The 16,986-nt window shown below is 62.1% G+C and carries 16 protein-coding genes and 1 pseudogene; 10 read left to right on the top strand and 7 right to left on the bottom strand.

Going from position 1 to position 16,986, the window contains the following annotated elements:
• The first annotated feature begins 5 nt into the window (after positions 1 to 5).
• From KVH01_RS10960 to KVH01_RS10945, 4 genes are all read left to right on the top strand, one after another.
• Positions 6 to 926 carry a LysR family transcriptional regulator gene (locus KVH01_RS10960; RefSeq protein WP_217881440.1) on the top strand — a complete coding sequence of 307 codons (921 nt, stop codon included), beginning with the start codon at positions 6 to 8 and terminating at the stop codon, positions 924 to 926.
• Entirely contained in the window at positions 926 to 1,810 is an 885-nt protein-coding gene (locus KVH01_RS10955) for a LysR family transcriptional regulator (RefSeq protein ID WP_217881439.1), read from the top strand. Before KVH01_RS10960 ends, KVH01_RS10955 begins: the two co-directional genes overlap by 1 nt.
• 79 nt (positions 1,811 to 1,889) lie before the next feature.
• A complete protein-coding gene (locus KVH01_RS10950; RefSeq protein ID WP_217881437.1) occupies positions 1,890 to 2,822 on the top strand; it encodes a pyridoxamine 5'-phosphate oxidase family protein in 933 nt (310 codons plus the stop codon).
• A 316-nt stretch (positions 2,823 to 3,138) separates the two neighbouring features.
• A complete protein-coding gene (locus KVH01_RS10945) occupies positions 3,139 to 3,543 on the top strand; it encodes a RidA family protein (protein ID WP_153837957.1) in 405 nt (134 codons plus the stop codon).
• 336 nt (positions 3,544 to 3,879) lie between these two features.
• Here KVH01_RS10945 and KVH01_RS10940 read toward each other — a convergent pair whose 3' ends face one another.
• Positions 3,880 to 5,367, bottom strand: a complete 1,488-nt coding sequence (locus tag KVH01_RS10940; protein ID WP_217881435.1) for an aldehyde dehydrogenase family protein — start codon at positions 5,365 to 5,367, stop codon at positions 3,880 to 3,882.
• A gap of 235 nt (positions 5,368 to 5,602) precedes the next feature.
• Between KVH01_RS10940 and KVH01_RS10935 the strand changes: the two genes are divergently transcribed.
• Together KVH01_RS10935 and KVH01_RS10930 are read left to right on the top strand one after the other, a co-directional pair.
• Entirely contained in the window at positions 5,603 to 6,772 is a 1,170-nt protein-coding gene (locus tag KVH01_RS10935; protein ID WP_217881434.1) for a p-hydroxyphenylacetate 3-hydroxylase oxygenase component, read from the top strand.
• Positions 6,773 to 6,829: 57 nt separating this feature from the next.
• A pseudogene (locus KVH01_RS10930) lies at positions 6,830 to 7,303 on the top strand (flavin reductase family protein); the annotation flags it as partial.
• A 32-nt stretch (positions 7,304 to 7,335) separates the two neighbouring features.
• Here the strand turns inward: KVH01_RS10930 and KVH01_RS10925 are convergent.
• A complete protein-coding gene (locus KVH01_RS10925; protein ID WP_217881433.1) occupies positions 7,336 to 8,658 on the bottom strand; it encodes an alginate export family protein in 1,323 nt (440 codons plus the stop codon).
• A gap of 217 nt (positions 8,659 to 8,875) precedes the next feature.
• Here KVH01_RS10925 and KVH01_RS10920 point away from each other — a divergent pair, with 217 nt between their 5' ends.
• From KVH01_RS10920 to feaR, 3 genes are all read left to right on the top strand, one after another.
• Complete coding sequence (locus KVH01_RS10920) at positions 8,876 to 10,375, top strand: APC family permease (protein ID WP_217881432.1); 1,500 nt, start codon at positions 8,876 to 8,878, stop codon at positions 10,373 to 10,375.
• Positions 10,338 to 10,904 carry a DUF3156 family protein gene (locus tag KVH01_RS10915; RefSeq protein WP_217881431.1) on the top strand — a complete coding sequence of 189 codons (567 nt, stop codon included), beginning with the start codon at positions 10,338 to 10,340 and terminating at the stop codon, positions 10,902 to 10,904. Before KVH01_RS10920 ends, KVH01_RS10915 begins: the two co-directional genes overlap by 38 nt.
• A gap of 114 nt (positions 10,905 to 11,018) precedes the next feature.
• Positions 11,019 to 11,960: a transcriptional regulator FeaR gene (feaR, locus tag KVH01_RS10910; RefSeq protein ID WP_217881430.1), complete on the top strand. Its 942-nt coding sequence runs from the start codon at positions 11,019 to 11,021 to the stop codon at positions 11,958 to 11,960.
• Positions 11,961 to 12,095: 135 nt separating this feature from the next.
• Here feaR and KVH01_RS10905 read toward each other — a convergent pair whose 3' ends face one another.
• The 5 genes from KVH01_RS10905 to KVH01_RS10885 all read right to left on the bottom strand — a co-directional run bounded on the left by KVH01_RS10905 (position 12,096) and on the right by KVH01_RS10885 (position 16,272).
• Positions 12,096 to 12,851 carry an SDR family oxidoreductase gene (locus KVH01_RS10905; RefSeq protein ID WP_217881428.1) on the bottom strand — a complete coding sequence of 252 codons (756 nt, stop codon included), beginning with the start codon at positions 12,849 to 12,851 and terminating at the stop codon, positions 12,096 to 12,098.
• Positions 12,841 to 13,644, bottom strand: a complete 804-nt coding sequence (locus KVH01_RS10900) for an SDR family NAD(P)-dependent oxidoreductase (protein ID WP_217881427.1) — start codon at positions 13,642 to 13,644, stop codon at positions 12,841 to 12,843. Before KVH01_RS10900 ends, KVH01_RS10905 begins: the two co-directional genes overlap by 11 nt.
• Positions 13,637 to 14,458 carry a molybdenum cofactor biosynthesis F family protein gene (locus KVH01_RS10895; RefSeq protein ID WP_217881426.1) on the bottom strand — a complete coding sequence of 274 codons (822 nt, stop codon included), beginning with the start codon at positions 14,456 to 14,458 and terminating at the stop codon, positions 13,637 to 13,639. Before KVH01_RS10895 ends, KVH01_RS10900 begins: the two co-directional genes overlap by 8 nt.
• A gap of 12 nt (positions 14,459 to 14,470) precedes the next feature.
• Entirely contained in the window at positions 14,471 to 14,836 is a 366-nt protein-coding gene (locus KVH01_RS10890; RefSeq protein WP_043049365.1) for a cupin domain-containing protein, read from the bottom strand.
• Between the two features lie 137 nt (positions 14,837 to 14,973).
• Positions 14,974 to 16,272 carry an NAD(P)/FAD-dependent oxidoreductase gene (locus KVH01_RS10885; RefSeq protein WP_043049366.1) on the bottom strand — a complete coding sequence of 433 codons (1,299 nt, stop codon included), beginning with the start codon at positions 16,270 to 16,272 and terminating at the stop codon, positions 14,974 to 14,976.
• 207 nt (positions 16,273 to 16,479) lie between these two features.
• Here KVH01_RS10885 and hpaR point away from each other — a divergent pair, with 207 nt between their 5' ends.
• Entirely contained in the window at positions 16,480 to 16,902 is a 423-nt protein-coding gene (gene hpaR / locus KVH01_RS10880) for a homoprotocatechuate degradation operon regulator HpaR (RefSeq protein ID WP_043049367.1), read from the top strand.
• Positions 16,903 to 16,986: the final 84 nt, after the last annotated feature.

The following is a 16,986-nucleotide window of genomic DNA, read 5'->3' as shown; positions in this document are numbered from 1 at the left end:
CGCCGATGGACCGATTTCATGAGATGCAGGTATTCCTGGCGGTGGCCGAGGAGGAGGGGTTTGCGGCTGCTGCGCGGCGCCTGAAAACCTCGCCACCCAGCGTCACCCGCGCCATTGCAGCCATGGAGCAGCGCATCGGTACGCAACTGCTGGCGCGCACCACGCGCAGCCTGCACCTGACCGATGCCGGCCAGCGTTACCTGGAAGATTGCCGACGCATTCTTTCCGAACTGGAAGAGGCCGAGGAAGCGGCAGCGGGCAGTTACTCCATCCCCGGCGGCCACCTGACAGTGACCGCACCGGTGCTGTTTGGCGAGCTGTATGTGGCGCCTGTGCTGGGGGAGTACCTGGACCAGTTCCCCCTGGTGAACATCAGCGCCTTGCTGGTCGACCGTGTGGTCAATATGGCCGATGAAGGCGTCGATGTAGCGGTGCGTATCGGCCATCTGCACGAACCCGGGCAGCAGGCGATCAAGGTCGGCGAAGTGCGCCGGGTGGTGTGTGCATCGCCGGCTTATCTGGACGAAAATGGGCGCCCGCAGCGGCCTGAGCAATTGCGGGAAGCCAAGATTGTCACCTCTTCGTCCAGCCAACTGGTCAGTGAATGGACGTTCGTCGACGCCGGGCGGCCGCTGAAGATAGCCATTGAGCCGCGTCTGAGCGTTACGGCGAACAATGCCGCAATCAACCTGGCGCGCCTGGGCTGGGGCATGACCCGGGTGCTGTCCTATCAGGTGGCGGCAGCGGTGGCGGCGGGTGAGCTGGAGCTGGTGCTGGAGGCTTTCGAACCGGCGCCGCTGCCGATCCACGTCGTGTTCCAGCAAAACGGTCGCATACCGGCCAAGGTCAACACCTTTGTGGATTTCTTAAGCCAGCGCCTCGGACAGGACGCGGCCCTCAATCCAGCGACGAAGCGGCGTGCCTGATGGAGCGCTTTCACGATATGCAGTTGTTTGCCGCGCTGGCCGGGCAACCCAGCCTGGCGTCAGCGGCACGCCATGCCCGGGTTTCCGGCCCGACCCTGGTACGTGCGGTTGCGCGCCTGGAGGCACGCCTACGGGTGGTGTTGCTGCAACGCAGCACGCGCGGGGTCAACCTCACCGACGCAGGCCAGGCTTACCTTGCCGACTGTGTACGCCTGCTGGCCGCGGTGGACGCGGCCGAAGCCTCGGCCAGCGGCGCCCATGTGCACGCCCAGGGCAACCTGCGGATATGCCTGCCGTTGCTGTTCAGCCGCTATGTGATGGCGCCCCTGCTGGCTGGCTATATGGATCGCTACCCGGCGGTGCGTGTCATCGCCCATTACCACGACTATTACCCCAACCTGCACGAAGAGGGGTTTGACGTGGCGGTGTGGGTGGGTGAGCTGCCCAACTCATCGCTGATTGCACGACAGGTCGGCCAAGTGCGCACCCTGCTTTGCGCGAGCCCCACGTATTTGGCGGCCAGGGGCGAGCCCCGGCATCCGGCTGACCTCAAGCAACATCATCTGATTGCCAGCGCCGAAACGGTGCATTGGGGTTTCCCCCACTACACCCTCAAGGCCCGCGCACGCCTTAGTTGCGCCACGGTGCAAGGCGCGATCAATGCGGCAGTGCAGGGCGCGGGGGTGATTCGTTGCCTCAGTTACCCGGTTCACGATCACTTGATGAGTGGCCAACTGCGTCGTGTCTTGCCGGCCTTTGAACTGCCGCCACTGCCGGTGCATGTGATCTACCGCGAAGGCCGTCATGCGTCGATGCGCGTGCGCAGTTTTGTCGACTACTGCGTCACCGCGTTGCGCGAACATCCGGCATTTCAGTTGGCGTAATAGTGGATTGCCTGGGGTGGGCATTCTCTCGATGGCTGGGCAGGCGCAGCATCCGGTTATCCAACCAGAGGTGATCGCCATGAACTCGATCGAACAATCCCCTTGGCATGCCGGCGAACGGCACTTGCAGGAAAGTGCAGGCGTCGCCGAACGCATGGCCATGATCGGGCCGAAGGTCATTCGTGATCATTTACCCGAGCAGCATCGTGATTTTTATCCGTTGTTGCCTTACCTCGTTCTGGGTGTGGTGGATGAACAGGGTATTCCCTGGGCGACGATGCTGGAGGGCGCGCCAGGGTTCGCCCATTCACCGGATTCGCAGACATTGCAGATCGACAGCCTGCCGTCCAAAAGCGATCCCGCCTCGGCTGGCGTCACTCGTGGCGCGTCGGTTGGCTTGCTGGGCATCGACCTGGGCACCCGGCGTCGCAACCGCATGAACGGTCGGATCGGAGCGCTGGATCATCATGGATTTGCGATTGATGTGGTGCACACCTTCGGCAACTGCCCCAAGTACATCCAACTGCGTCCGGTCGAGGCTATAGCACGCAAGCCCGGCAACGACATCGAGCGCAGCACCAGCCTGGACACTGCCGCCCAAACGCTGATCCGCAACGCCGACACCTTCTTTGTTGCCAGCTACGTGGACCAGCACGGCGAACGCTCGGTGGACGTGTCCCATCGCGGCGGCAACACGGGGTTTGTGCGGGTGGAAGGCAACGTGCTGACCGTTCCCGATTTTGCCGGCAACCTGTTTTTCAATACCCTCGGCAACCTGCACGCCAACCCGGTGGCAGGGTTATTGTTTGTGGATTTTGAAACCGGCGACGTGCTGCAAGTGGCGGGGCGTACAACGTTGATTCTCAGCGGGCCGCCAGTGGCCGAGTTCGAGGGCGCGCAGCGCTTGTGGACGGTGACGGTGGAGCACGTGGTCCGCCGTCCGGCAGCGTTGGCATTGCGCTGGCAGTTCGCGCAGTTCTCACCGCACAGCCTGGCGATGGGCACCTGGTAGCCTGGCCCGCGCTCCCAGGCACAACTACCTCACTGATGCAGTGAGATCAAATGTGGGAGGGGCGGTGCGACGATTCGACTTGCTCCCGATGAGGTGGTGCCAGTCAGCACATCTGTGACTGACCCAAAGCCATCGGGAGCAAGCCCCCTCCCACAGGGGTACGTCATTGCCTGTTGAGTTTGCGTTTGTTCGTCAGACCACCGGGCATTTCCGGTTCAGCGCTTCATCCATGAACATGTTGCTGGATGTTGAACCGTCTGATTGAGCAGTTCCTTTGGGTTAGCCTTGTTTTCCTACTGACAAACAAGGAATGGTCATGCAACGAAAGGTCATTAATCCCACGACGGTATTCAATTCGCTGCAATACGGTTTCAGCCAGGCCATGGAAGTGCCGCAGGGGCGACGGATCATGCTTTCCGGGCAGGTGGGCGTCGATGCTCAAGAGCGCACGGTGGGCCCAGGCATTGCCGAGCAGACGGCCATGGCGTTGGACAATGTCGAGAAGGTCCTGGCTGAGGTGGGGGGCGATCTGTCCCATGTGATCATGCTGCGGTTGTATATCGTCGAATCTGCCCGGGAGCAGCAGGAACCGATTGCCGAGGCGCTGCGCCAGCGCTTCGCGCACAACCCGCCGCCGTCTTCGTGGATCATGGTCAGTGGGTTGTCGTTGCCGGAGTGGTTGATTGAGGTGGAGGCGGAAGCGGTGGTTCCGTTCAGTTAGGCGAGCGCTTTTTTTGAAAGCAGCAAGGGTAAGGGTAGTGGCTGACAAAGACAGCTATCTCACTGATGCAATGCGATCAAAATGTGGGAGGGGGCTTGCTCCCGATGAGGTGGTGCCAGTCAACACATCGGTGACTGACCCAGCGCCATCGAGAGCAAGCCCCAATGCCAGTCAGTTAGGCTTTTGTAGGAGCGAGCTTGCTCGCGAAAAAATCACAGGCGCCGCGTTTATTCAGAAAACACGCGTTATCGTTGACGTTTTTCGCGAGCAAGCTCGCTCCTACAGAGATTGGGGCAAGCCCCCTCGCACATGGGTTCGCGACGTGCGCTACCGCATTCAATACCGAACCATCACCGACTTAAGCTCGGTGTAATCCTCAATGAACGCACTGCCAAACTCCCGCCCAACCCCCGAAGACCGGCTGCCGCCAAACGGCACAGCCGGGTCGAGCAAGGTGTGCATGTTCACCCACAAGGTGCCCGCCTTGATGGCCGGGATCATGCGCAGGGCCTTACCCAAATCGTTGGTCCACAGGCTGGCGCTCAAGCCGTAGGGCCCGTGGTTCATCAGCGCCAGCAGTTCGTCTTCGTCATCGTAGGGCAGGAAGGTGGCGATGGGGCCGAATGTTTCTTCGTTGAGCAGGGTGTCGTGCAGGTGGTTGGCGAGGATCACCGTGGGTTCGACGTAGCAACCAGGCCGGTCGATAAGGTGACCGCCATGGATGATCGTGTTGTTTTCGGCGCGGGCCTGGTTGAAGTAGCCGAGCAGTTTCTGCTGGTGTTGCTGGTGCGTGACCGGGCCGAATTCGGTGTGTTCGTCCAGGGGCGAACCGATGTTCAGGCGGCTCAGGCGCGCCTTGAGTTTTTCCAGCACGGCGTCGATCTGCGAGCGGTGCACGAAAAAGCGTTCAGCCGCGGCGCAGATTTGCCCCGAATGCAAAAAGCCCGCCTCGATGATGCCGTCCACTGCCTTGTCCACGTCCATATCGGGTAGGAAGCCGGCGGCATTCTTGCCACCCAGTTCCAGGGTCGCACGGGTAAGCCCGGCACCCATGGCGCTGCGGCCGACGGCGATGCCGGTGGGCACTGAGCCGGTGAAGGACACTTTGTGGGTGCCTGGGTGTTCCACCAGCCCCTTGCCGACATGCCCGCCGCCGGTCAACACATTGAGCACCCCCGCCGGTAACCCCGCGTCGATGGCCAGTTCAGCGATGCGCAGCAGGGTCAGCGGCGTGAACTCGCTGGGCTTGATGATGATGCTGCAGCCGGTCACCAGTGCCGAGGCGAGTTTCCAGATGGCGATCATGGTGGAGAAATTCCACGGCACAATGCCAACCACCACACCCACCGGTTCGCGCAGGGTGAAGGCGGTGTAGCGCTCGCCATTGAACGACGGCAGCGATGGAGTCAGGGTCTGGCCGCTGAGCTTGGTGGCCCAGCCGGCGTAGTAGCGCAGGAAGTGCGCGGCCTGGTCGACCTCGAAAGCGCGGGAAATCTGGATGATCTTGCCCGACTGGCAGGTTTCGATCTGCGCCAGTTCTTCACGGTGCTGTTCCAGCAGGTCGGCCAGTTTCAGCAGCACGTTGCCACGGGTGGCGGGGGCGGCCTGGGACCACAGTTGGAAACCACGGTTGGCGGACGCAACCGCTGCGTCGATATCGGCCAGGTCAGCATCGGCGACTTCGGCGATCACCTGGCCGTTGGCGGGGTTGGTCACGCTCAGGCTTTCAGCAGCGTGGCTACGCACGTTGACACCGTCGATAAACACCCCATGGCGGCGACGCAGAAAGGCTTCGACTTGGGGCAGCAGCGGGATATCGTTCATGGCAGGTTCCTGGCAGTTCATAGAGAAAACCCGAGGGTAACCAACGCACCGATAAGCGGCTTGACTGTGCCTGCCAGGTTTTATGCCTGTGCCTGCCGCACCTGTGAAAAGTACAAGCTTGCCTGCCGAATGTGCATTCTCCGCCTGCGTGAGCCGTTCGATACTGGCCCTGCATCCCGCGCCGTTCCGCAATCCGGAGCGCCTGCCGGACTTCCAATAATAAGCAGGGCCGTCCATGAAAAAGCCAAACCCGCTCCTCGAAGACCTCAAGCCCCTCCTGCCGGCCATCGCCGCCAATGCCAGCCGCGCCGAACAGCTGCGCCAAGTGCCGGATGAGAATATCGCCTTGCTCAAAAGCATCGGCCTGCACCGCGCCTTTCAACCCAAGGCGTACGGCGGCCTCGAGCTGTCATTGCCCGAATTCGCCGACTGCATCGCCTTGCTTGCCGGCAGTTGTGCCAGCACCGCCTGGGCCATGAGTTTGTTGTGTACCCACAGCCATCAGCTGGCGCTGTTCTCGGCTCGGTTGCAGGAGGAAATCTGGGGCGCCAACCCGGATGCCACGGCCAGCAGCAGTATTGCTCCGTTTGGTCGGGTCACCGAGGGCGAAGGCGGTGTGTACTTCAGCGGCGAGATGGGTTGGAGCAGCGGCTGCGACCATGGTGAGTGGGCAATTGTCGGCTGCCGCCGCCAGAATGCCGAAGGCACCCAGGATTACTGCTTTGCCGTGCTGCCGCGCAGTGACTATCAGATTCGCGACGACTGGTTCGCTGCCGGCATGAAAGGCAGCGGCACCAAAACCCTGGTCATCGACAACGCCTGGGTGCCCGAGCACCGTATCCAGAAGGCCAAGGACATGATGGAGGGCAAGTCCGCAGGCTTTGGCCTCTACCCCGACAGCCAGATTTTCTACGCACCTTATCGGCCGTATTTCGCCAGTGGTTTTTCCACCGTAAGCCTCGGTGTGGCCGAACGCATGCTCGATGTGTTCCGCGAAAAAACCAAGACCCGGGTGCGCGCCTACACCGGTGCTGCCGTGGGCGCCGCCACCCCGGCGTTGATGCGCCTGGCCGAGTCCACCCACCAGGTGGCCGCCGCCCGGGCGTTCCTGGAGAAGACCTGGCAGGAACACGCTGAACACAGCGCCGCCAAGCGTTACCCGACGCGCCAGACCCTGGCGTTCTGGCGCACCAACCAGGCCTATGCCACCAAGATGTGCATCGAAGCGGTGGACCGTCTGTTCGCCGCCGCGGGTGGCAATGCCTGGTTCGAACATAACGAGATGCAGCGCCTGTTCCGCGATTCCCATATGACCGGCGCCCATGCCTACACCGACTACGACGTCTGCGCGCAGATCCTCGGCCGTGAGCTGATGGGCCTGGAGCCCGACCCGAGCATGGTGTAGTCGCTTATTCCTCCATAACCATCAGGGCGGCCAATAGACGCCACCCGGGAGCCTTGCATGTCTGATATTTTCGACCCGCGTGCCTTTCGCCGCGCTTTGGGCAACTTCGCCACCGGCGTGACCGTGGTCACCGCCGCCACCGCTTCCGGGCGCAAGGTGGGCGTGACCGCCAACAGTTTCAACTCGGTGTCCCTCGACCCGCCGCTGGTGCTGTGGAGCATCGACAAACGCTCCAATAGCCATGAGGTGTTCGAGGAGGCCAGCCACTTTGCCGTGAATGTGTTGGCGGCCGACCAGGTGCACCTGTCCAACAACTTTGCGCGCCCCCGTGAAGATCGCTTCGCCCTGATCGAATACGAGCCGGGGGAGGGCGGCTCGCCGGTGTTCGCCGATTGCTCGGCGCGCTTTCACTGCGAGAAATACCAGCAGATCGATGGCGGCGACCACTGGATCATGATCGGCAAGGTGGTGGCCTTCGATGATTTTGGCCGTGCGCCGCTGCTCTATCATCAAGGCGCCTATGCCGAGGTGCGGGCGCTGCCTCCGTGCGCGCCCGACGGGGTTCAGAACGGTACGGCCACCACCAGCTGACTGTAGACATTGGTACCGTTGCCGCCGACCTGGTTGCCGCCGGTGTCGGCACTTTTGTCGGGTTTGTACAGGCCCAGCAGCGGCGTGATGATCAGGTGTTCATTGACGGCCCATTCGGCGTACAGGTCCAGTTCGCGGCCATCCAGGTTCAACTGGCCGCGGGTGCTGACGGTGTTGTAGTCGAAGAACAGCGCGCCGAGGGTGAGGTTCTCCAGCGGCTTGACCTTGAGCGCCACGTGTTGCACCGCTGTGTTGCTGTTGTAGGGGCCGGAATAGTTGCCCGCCACTTCGCCCTGTACCCAGGTGCCATAGCCGCGGTTGAAGCCTGAAAACATGCCGTCCCAGTTTCTTGAATAACGGGCGTAGCGGTACGTCAGGTCCGGTGACCAGGGCAAGTCGGCGAAGGTGTAGCCGGCTTCGGCGTAGCCGGCGCTCTGCTGGCTGTCGCGGCGGTCCTGGCGCGCCAGTTCGAAGGCGAAGTGGGCATTGTCGATGCCCGCATTGCCGGCGCCACGCACGCTATAAAGGTTCATGCCTTTGCGCTGGCGTTGCAGGTCGGTAGCGAAACGCTCATCCACGTCGATCCCGCGAATATAGGTGAGCCCCAGGGTGCCCGGCGCGGCGCTGTATTCCAGGGTGCCCGCAGCCATTTCGGTCCTGGCTTGGGCGCGGTTGTCGGACTTGATCCACATCAGGCTGCCATGTACGCCATCCTTGCCGCCCAGGCGAATCACCGCGGTCTTGTCGAATGCATGGCGCGCCGCGATGTAGTAGGCGCCGCCGCGATTGAACTCACCCTCGCCCACGCCATTGCCGAGGTTGGGGCCGTCGTCGTTGATGATAAAACCGTCGCCCAGCATGATGACCTGGCGGCCGAACGACAGGTCTACACCGTCTTTACCCAGTGCCGGGAATAGCTCGCCGGAGCGCCAGCCGGCGAAGGCTTCGTCAAACTTGGTGGTGCGCTCGGTGCCGTTGGTGACCCCGGATGCATCACCATCCCCCCAGGTGCCGGAACTCACCAGGTTGGCCGTGCCATAGACGCCGCCCAGGCTACCCAGGTTTTGCTCGACGCTCAGGCCGTACTTGATGAACGCCTCGCGCCAGGTGGAGCCGCCGCGGCGGCCATCGTAGTTTTTCGGACTGTTGAACATCCCATACACAGCGAGGAAGTTTCCCGTGACCTGGGTGTCGGCATCGGCGTACAACTCGACGGCATGAGCTTGCCCGGCCAACAGCGCGACGCCTATGACGACCGCTTGGCGCAGAGGGCGATTTTTCAGTGTGTGCTCCATTGTTATTGTCCCCATCTTGGTTAAGAGTGAGGGCGCATTAGGGCGAGGGGCGTCAAGCCAAGTCTTTGCCATGCGTGCCAGGGAATTGACCCTGGCCGCCAGGTGCTACGCCGTGGCAGGCAGCTACAAAACCAGCGGCAGACAGGGGCAAGACGATCAACGCGGGTGGGGCGCAGAGTGCCGACACACTAAAAAAACCGCTTTCGAGGACCCCACCATGTCGATCAACGACCGACTCACCGCGCACCTCAACCGAGGCACGGTAGGTTTCCCCACCGCGTTGGCCAGCACCATTGGCCTGATCATGGCCAGCCCGGTGATTCTTACCGCCACCATGGGCTTCGGCATCGGCGGCAGTGCGTTTGCCCTGGCAATGCTGATCGCCGTGGTGATGATGCTGGCCCAGGCGACCACCTTCGCCGAGGCCGCGTCGATGCTGCCCACCACCGGTTCGGTGTACGACTACATCAATTGCGGCATGGGCCGGTTCTTCGCGATCACCGGCACCCTGTCGGCGTATCTGATCGTGCATGTGTTCGCCGGCACCGCCGAAACCATCCTCGCCGGGGTCATGGCGCTGGTGAACTTCGAACACCTCAATACCCTGGCAGAATCGGCCGGCGGCTCGTGGCTGCTGGGTGTGGGTTTCGTGATCGTGTTCGGGGTGCTGAACGCCTTCGGGGTCAGCGCCTTTGGCCGCGCAGAGATCATCCTTACGTTCGGCATGTGGACCACCCTGATGGTGTTCGGCGTGCTGGGCTTGATCGCCGCGCCAGCGGTGCAACTGGACGGCTGGTTCGGGGAATCGCTGGTGGGCACTGACCTGGTCACCGTGTTGTCGCTGGTGGGCATGGCGATGTTCATGTTCGTCGGCTGCGAGTTCGTCACCCCGCTGGCGCCAGACCTGCGCCAATCGGCCAAGGTGATGCCACGGGCGATGATGCTCGGGCTGATGGGCGTGGCGACGTGCATGTTTATCTATGGCGCCGCGATGAAGCGCCAGGTGGAAAACGTGGTGCTCGACGCCGCCTCCGGTGTGCACTTGCTCGACACACCCATGGCTATCCCACGGTTCGCTGAACAGGTGATGGGGCAGGTCGGCCCGTTGTGGCTGGGCATTGGCTTCCTGTTTGCCGGCGCTGCAACCATTAATACCCTGATGGCTGGCGTACCGCGCATCCTCTACGGCATGGCGGTGGATGGCGCGTTACCGAAGGTGTTCACCTACCTGCACCCGCGCTTCAAAACACCGCTGCTGTGCATCCTGGTGGCCATGCTGGTCCCGTGCCTGCATGCGCTGTACCTGGGCGGTAACACCGACAACATCATGCACCTGGTGCTGGCGGCGGTGTGCGCGTGGAGTTTTGCCTATCTGCTGGTGACGTTGTCGGTGGTGATCCTGCGCATTCGCCGTCCGGACTTGCCCCGGGCGTACCGTTCGCCGTGGTTCCCGCTGCCGCAGGTGGTGTCGAGTATCGGCATCCTGCTGGGCATGTGGTTTATCACTCCGCCCGGCATGAACCCGGCGGATATCTATGTGCCGTTCGGGGTGATGCTTGGCGTAACGGCGACCTACGCGTTGTTCTGGACCCTGGTGGTACAGAAGGTCAACCCCTTCAAGCCCGCCTGCGTCGAGGAGGTGTTGGCCAAGGAATTCAGCCATGAACCGGGACATGCCCATGAGCCTTATAGCGACTTTGCGGCAAAAACTGTTTGAACTGTTCAGCGCTGATCGCGCACCGAGCGGCTATCGACCCGGGGTGACCCTGGCGCGTTTGCGGCGTGATCTTGGCCTGGCGACACTCGACGTGGATGGGGCGGTATTTGAGCTGGTCGAGCGCACCGAATCGCAGTTGTTGATGCATCTGGTGATGACGGAGTTCGTGTTGCACGTGCCCACGCCTACCCCAGGGGCGGGCAGCTTCGAGGTGCACCATGGCGGGGCTATTCGGCGCAATGGCATCCGCGTGCGGCAGCGTTCTGACAACCAGGCCCGGGGGCTTGAACTGCAGGCGCGTTTGCTGGCTGACAAAGGGTTATTCGAAGCGCTGATGCCTCTGGATTTCAAGCGTCTGCGTATCGACCTCAAGGACCAGCAATGGTGCGTGCGCCTGGAGCATATGGGCGGCAGCGAAGTGGTCAACCGCATGCCGGCGTTTCGGCGTTATATCGCTGTAAGCCCGGAGCAACGCAACTATTTACTGGCGGCGTTGGCGGGTATGAAGCGGGTACTGTCGAATCTTTGATTGGCATCATTAGTGCTTCTGCAAAGGCCAAACGAGTTGTTGTTGCGCGCATATAGATAACATGTTAACTATTGCACCAGAACAACAAAAAGAACGCCACTGCGGAGACACCCCATGAGCATCCCACAGCATGCACCCGACGGGCTCGACAGCTGGAACCGCGAACTGCGCGCCGCGTGCGGCCACTTCGACACCGAACTGGCCTTCAACCGTTCGCTGTTTATCGGTGAGATCCACAACCTGCCCCGGGGCCTGGCGATGCTGCGCACCAATGCCGGGCTGATCAAGCGCCTCACGCACCATGCCGATCACGACAACGACCAGGAATGTTTCCTGGTCAGCCAGCGCAGCGGCTATGCGCAGATCACCCAGAACGACCAGACGGTGCAACTGGCCCCTGGCGAGATGCTGCTGATGGACTCGGTAGGCTCCATCGAAATCACGCCCTTCGGCTTGATCGAACACGCCTCGCTGTCCCTGTCGCGCACTGAGGTGTGCAAGCACCTGCGCGGCCAGGCGCGGGCCTTTGGCAAGATTTCATCGACCAAGGCCTGTGGGCGCATGTTGCATGTGCTGATGGATCAACTGTGCAAGGACGATACCGAAGACAACGCCACGGAAGTGGAAGCACTGCAAGCGGCCTTCGTGTCACTGTTGGGGTCGGCGCTGGAGCAGGGCGACGAGTGCCACGAAGGTGTGGCCTCGTTGCAGGGCAATAACCTGCGCAGCTATGTGCAAAAAGTCATCGACGAGTCACTGGGCCAACCTGGTCTGAGCCCGATTGGCCTGGCCAACCGCCTGAATATCTCGGTGCGGCACCTGTACCGCTTGTTCGAGGAACAGGACGACAGCGTCTGCCGCTACATCCAGCGGGCGCGGCTCAAGCGCAGTGCGGACGACTTGACCAATCCGTTCCTGCGCAGTGAATCGATCACCTCGATTGCCTACAAATGGGGCTTTACCGACTCGGCGCATTTCAGCCGATCGTTCAAGAAGCAGTTCGAAGTGTCGCCCAAGGATTTCCGCACCAGCCGGTTGCAGGCGGTGGGGGCATAAACAGGTCCTTCAGGCTGCAGGAGATCCAATGTGGGAGGGGGCTTGCTCCCGATAGCAGTGTGTCAGCCAGCACATGTGTAGCTGAAACAGCGCTATCGGGAGCAAGCCCCCTCCCACATTGGACCGAGTTAAGTTTCAGATTTCGGGCAGGGTGGAGCCACCATCGACCACCAAGGTTTGCCCGGTGATATAGCCAGCCAGGTCAGAAGCCAGAAACAGCATCGCCCCGGCAATATCCACCGCCGTACCCAAACGCCCCAACGGCACACGGCTGGCGATGCTGTCATTCAAGGCGGCATCGCCCAGGTTACTCATCGCCGGCGTGGCGATCATGCCCGGTTCCACGCCATTGACCCGCACGTTCAACGGCGCCAGTTCCAGCGCCGCATTACGGATAAACCCGTTCACCCCGGCCTTGGACGCCGCATAGTGGCTCAGCCCCGGATAACCCACCCGATTGCCGGTGACCGAAGACGTCACCAGCACGCAACCCCGGCCTTGCTCGCGAAACATCGGCAGCGCCGCCTGGGTCAGCCAGAACAGCGCCGAGAGGTTCACCGCCAAGGTGCGTTGCAGGATCGCCGGAGTGATGTCGGCAAAGGCTGTCAGCGGGAAATACCCGGCGTTGTGCACCAGGATATCCAGCTGCGCCAAGCCTTGAACGCAGGCGAACACCGCCTCGGCTTGCGCCAGGTCGACAGCCACGGCCTCGACCTGATAACCCTGCGCACACAGCTCTGCAGCCACCGTTTCGGCCTGTTCAAATAAGCGATCGGCAATTACCACCCGCGCACCCCGTTGGGCAAAGGCTTGGACGATGCCCAGGCCAATCCCTTGGGCACCGCCGGTGACCAGCACCACCTGGCCGTTGAAATCCAGGTCATTGGGCATGGGCAGGCTCCAGGCGCGTAAACGCCAGCGTCGGCACGTCCACGATGCTCGATCCACCGTCTGCCACCAAGGTCGCCCCGGTAATGATCGAAGCGTCGTCGCTGGCCAGGAAGCGGCAGACCTTGGCGATTTCATCGGCACGGGCGGCGCGGCGCAGGGGTACATCGGCACACACACGCTCGTACGCTTGCTGCAAGGTGTCGCCGTAGGCGTCCATCAACGGCTGCATCTCTGCATCGGCCATCGGCGTGTGCACCCAGCCTGGGCACACCGCGTTGACGCGCACGCCGTGGGGGCCATAGTCCCGTGCCAACGAGCGATTGAGCCCGAGCAATGCATGCTTGGCCGTGGTGTAGCCGCACACTTCGGGCCCTGCTGCGAGGGAAGCGATGGAGCCGATCAGCACGACACTGCCGGCGCTTTCCCGCAACAGCGGCAGGCAGGCGCGGGCACTGTAGAACGCGCTGTCCAGGTTGCTGCGCAGCGCCGCTTCCCAGGTGGCCGGGCTGGTCTGGGTGGCGCTGCCCAGGCCATGGCCACCAGCACAGGCCAGCAGCACATCAATGCGTCCGTAGTGGGCGTGGATCTGCCTGATAAAACCGTCCCAGGTGTCAGGGCGGGCCGCATCGCCTACCAGGACCAGGCCGCCGGTTGCATGCGCCACCTGCTCCAGCGGCTCACGGCGCCGGCCGATCAGCACCAGCCGTGCGCCTTCCTCGGCGTACAGCTGGGCACAGGCGGCACCGATGCCGGTGCCGGCCCCGGTGATCACCACCGTGCGCGCCTCAGTCACGGGGATAGTCCGTGTGGTTGAGCACCTGGCAATAGGAGCTGATGGGGAAGTTCGACAGCGCATCGAAGGACGCCCCCGCATAGCCGAAGATCTTGCCGTCGCTGCGGTGCTGTTGCAGGTCGATCAGCACCAGGCCGAGGGTGGGCACGATCTTCTCCTGCCAGACGAACAGGTACAGCTGCTCGGCGATCTTGTAGTAATGGCAGCGGTCGGTGTCGCACAAGCCTTGCTCCACACCCTTGAGGCATTGCCAGGCGTAGAACCCCGGGTTGAGGTAGATGTGCTCGTAGACCTCGCTGGGGCTGTAGCGGTACAGGTTGCGCAGGCCCACCAGCTCATCGGTGGGCGCATGCAGGCAGTGGCCGTCCTGCCAGGGCCGGTCAACGCTGCCGTGGAGGAACTCCGCGTGCACCGAGGTCAGCGGCTTGCCGGCCAGGGCGCGATGATAGAGGCCTTCATGGGTGTCTGCCTGTTCCGGCAGGCGGCCGATCACGGCGGTGAAGGATGCATTCGGCGTGTCCAGCACCAGGCTGATCGACCAGCTTTGCCCGGCCTCGTGCTTGATGAAGTCCACCAGGTACAGGCCCGGGCGAATCGAGCTGGCGCGGTAGGCGGCACTGCCGCTGGAGTGGCCGTCGGCGGCGTGCCAGGCCAGGCGCTCTTGCTCGAAACGGTGTTCGATCTGCCAGCCATTGGCGAAGTGCAAAGTGAAGGTCTGCCCGGCCAGGTCGGCAAGGTTCGGCAGGATGAATGCCTCGGGCGCAAAACCGTCGGCCAGGGCGCCCACGGTGATCCAGTCAGAAGAAGTGGTCATGGCAATGCTCCCTTAAACGACGGCGAAGTAGTGTTTGACGAAACTCTCGCTGACCACTTCCCACAGCACCGGCGTGCCTTTGGTCACGAACCAGCTGTCACCGGCCTTGTAGCGGGTGGACTGGCCGGTGGACTCATCGGTGAGCACCACTTCGCCGGTGACCACGGTGGCTTGTTCGGCGAAGGGGTAGACCATGCGGAACTTGCCCTGGGTGGTGCCGAAGTAGGCGCTGCTGACCGCATCGGTGGGGGCGCCGAAGGTCATCTTGCCGAAGGCGCGCACCTCGCCTTCAAGGATCTGCGAGCCGAGGTCGGCCACGGTGCCCCATGCATCGAGTTCCGATAGCTGGATGTTGTGTTTGATAGGGGTAAGGGTCATGGCAATTGCTCCTGATAAATACAACATTATTTTTGTAGGAGCGAGCTTGCTCGCGAAAAACGTCCTGACACCGCGATTCACTGCAATGCCCGCGTTATCGTTGACGTTCTTCGCGGGCAAGCCCGCTCCTACAGGGGTTAGCGACGCCCGTTCCAGTAGCCGGACAGTTGGTGCCAGGATTTACCCGCCGTCAGCAGCAAGGGGCGAATCGCGTCCTTGCCGATGATGGTCGGGCGGTGGATCGAGCTGACCAGGTCATAGCGCGCCGAGCCTTCGCTCATGCCCTCGGCCAGGACCTTGCAGATGATGTGGCTGGGGGTGACGCCGAAGCCCGAGTAGCCCTGCACGAAAAACGCATTGCTGCGCCCCGGCAAGGTGCCGATCTGCGGGAACAGGTTGGGGCTGCAGGCCATCGGGCCGCCCCAGGCCAGGTCGATTTTCACGTCCTTGAGGTAGGGGAAAATCTTCAGCATGAGCGTGCGGTTCCAGGCTTTCAGGTCGCCGGGAATGTGTTCCACCAGGGGCGTCGCGGCGCCGAACAGCAAACGGTTTTCATTGGTCACGCGGTAGTAGTCGATTACCGGGCGGATGTCGCTGTAGGCGCCACGGATCGGGCTGATGCGCTGGATCAACTCTTCGGACAACGGCTCGGTCATCATCTGGAACGCGTAGGTGTTGATGGTCGAGCGGTGCAGTTCCGGTTCCAGCTTGTTGAGGAAGCTGTCACAGGCCCACAGCAACTTGCTGGCGCGCACCGAACCACGACCGGTACGCACGGTAATGCGCTCGCCGTAGCTGACCTCCAGGGCCGGGCTGTTTTCGAAGATGCGCACGCCATGGCTGGCCAGCGCGGTGGCTTCGCCCAGCAGCAGGTTCAGCGAATGCACATGCCCGCCACCCATGTGCAGCAGGGCGCTGGTGTAGGCGTTGGAGCCGATGATCTGCTGCACATCCGAGCCGCCGAGAAAGCGGATTTCATGCTGGCTGTTGACCGACTTGAAGTCCTTCTCCCAGGCGCGCAGGGTTTTTTCCTGGCGGGCGTTGAAGCCCATGTAGCCGTAGCCGTGGCAGAAATCGGCATCGATGTTGTATTTGGCGATGCGGTTCTTGATGATGTCGGCGCCCAGGTCGCTGATCTCGAACACCTGGCGCAGGCCGTCTTCGCCGACGTCCTTCTTGATCTTCTCCAGGTCATGGCCGATGCCCGCCATGATCTGCCCGCCGTTGCGGCCGGTGCCGCCAAAGCCCAGGTAGCGCGCTTCAAGCACGACGATATTGGTGATGCCTTTTTCCGCCAGTTCAAGGGCGGTATTGATCCCGGAAAACCCGCCGCCGATCACCACGACGTCCGCGTCGATGTCTTGCTCCAGGGTAGGGAAACTGAGGTTGTATTTCTTGGTGGCGGTGTAATAGGTGGGGGTTTCGATGTTGATCATGGCGCAGCCTGAAAAAGTGAAGGAAGGCGCTGAAGCGGATGCCCCCATTAGGGCCCTTGGCGGGCTGGAAGTCTTGATCCTGCGTGCCCGGTTTTTTGATTCAGCGCGCCACGGGCGCGGCCACAGACAAGTTATAGCGCGCGAATGGGCGCGGAATGTTAGAGTTTCGTTAAATTATTAACTAAATACTTCGTGACCCTGAGCCCTATGTCCAAACCTCGACAATCCCTGACCCTGGCCTTGCTGCAAGCCCGTGAAGCGGCGATGAGTTTTTTCCGTCCCTCGTTGAATGAGCACGGCCTGACCGAACAGCAATGGCGCATCATCCGCATCCTCGAACAGCACGGTGAGCTGGAGATTTACCAACTGGCGGAACTGGCCTGCATCCTCAAGCCGAGCATGACCGGCGTGCTGGTGCGTATGGAAGCTGCGGGCATGGTGCATCGGCGCAAGGCCGAGCAGGACCAGCGCCGGGTGCTCATTACCCTGGCAGACAAGGGCAAGGCCAGTTTCGAGTCCATGAGCCAGTGCATGGAGGCCAACTACCAGCGCTTGCAGGATCAGTTTGGCGAGGAGAAATTCCAGACCTTGCTGGGGTTGCTGGATGACTTGAAGAACATCAAGCGATAAGGCGATCTCCCAAACCCAGGAAATCAACATGTGGGAGGGGGCTTGCCCTAATGCCAGTCAGTTAAGGCTTTTTTGTAGGAGCGA

This window comes from Pseudomonas khavaziana (assembly GCF_019145205.1).
Lineage (GTDB): Bacteria > Pseudomonadota > Gammaproteobacteria > Pseudomonadales > Pseudomonadaceae > Aquipseudomonas > Aquipseudomonas khavaziana.
This window is presented reverse-complemented; position numbering and strand designations above follow the sequence as displayed.

What these genes read in the sequence shown, in the direction of transcription:
- KVH01_RS10960 (WP_217881440.1), top strand. Translation starts at nt 6, where the DNA reads ATGGACCGATTTCATGAGATGCAGGTATTCCTGGCGGTGGCCGAGGAG.
- KVH01_RS10955 (WP_217881439.1), top strand. Translation starts at nt 926, where the DNA reads ATGGAGCGCTTTCACGATATGCAGTTGTTTGCCGCGCTGGCCGGGCAA.
- KVH01_RS10950 (WP_217881437.1), top strand. Translation starts at nt 1,890, where the DNA reads ATGAACTCGATCGAACAATCCCCTTGGCATGCCGGCGAACGGCACTTG.
- KVH01_RS10945 (WP_153837957.1), top strand. Translation starts at nt 3,139, where the DNA reads ATGCAACGAAAGGTCATTAATCCCACGACGGTATTCAATTCGCTGCAA.
- KVH01_RS10940 (WP_217881435.1), bottom strand. Translation starts at nt 5,367, where the DNA reads ATGAACGATATCCCGCTGCTGCCCCAAGTCGAAGCCTTTCTGCGTCGC.
- KVH01_RS10935 (WP_217881434.1), top strand. Translation starts at nt 5,603, where the DNA reads ATGAAAAAGCCAAACCCGCTCCTCGAAGACCTCAAGCCCCTCCTGCCG.
- KVH01_RS10925 (WP_217881433.1), bottom strand. Translation starts at nt 8,658, where the DNA reads ATGGAGCACACACTGAAAAATCGCCCTCTGCGCCAAGCGGTCGTCATA.
- KVH01_RS10920 (WP_217881432.1), top strand. Translation starts at nt 8,876, where the DNA reads ATGTCGATCAACGACCGACTCACCGCGCACCTCAACCGAGGCACGGTA.
- KVH01_RS10915 (WP_217881431.1), top strand. Translation starts at nt 10,338, where the DNA reads ATGAGCCTTATAGCGACTTTGCGGCAAAAACTGTTTGAACTGTTCAGC.
- feaR (WP_217881430.1), top strand. Translation starts at nt 11,019, where the DNA reads ATGAGCATCCCACAGCATGCACCCGACGGGCTCGACAGCTGGAACCGC.
- KVH01_RS10905 (WP_217881428.1), bottom strand. Translation starts at nt 12,851, where the DNA reads ATGCCCAATGACCTGGATTTCAACGGCCAGGTGGTGCTGGTCACCGGC.
- KVH01_RS10895 (WP_217881426.1), bottom strand. Translation starts at nt 14,458, where the DNA reads ATGACCACTTCTTCTGACTGGATCACCGTGGGCGCCCTGGCCGACGGT.
- KVH01_RS10890 (WP_043049365.1), bottom strand. Translation starts at nt 14,836, where the DNA reads ATGACCCTTACCCCTATCAAACACAACATCCAGCTATCGGAACTCGAT.
- KVH01_RS10885 (WP_043049366.1), bottom strand. Translation starts at nt 16,272, where the DNA reads ATGATCAACATCGAAACCCCCACCTATTACACCGCCACCAAGAAATAC.
- hpaR (WP_043049367.1), top strand. Translation starts at nt 16,480, where the DNA reads ATGTCCAAACCTCGACAATCCCTGACCCTGGCCTTGCTGCAAGCCCGT.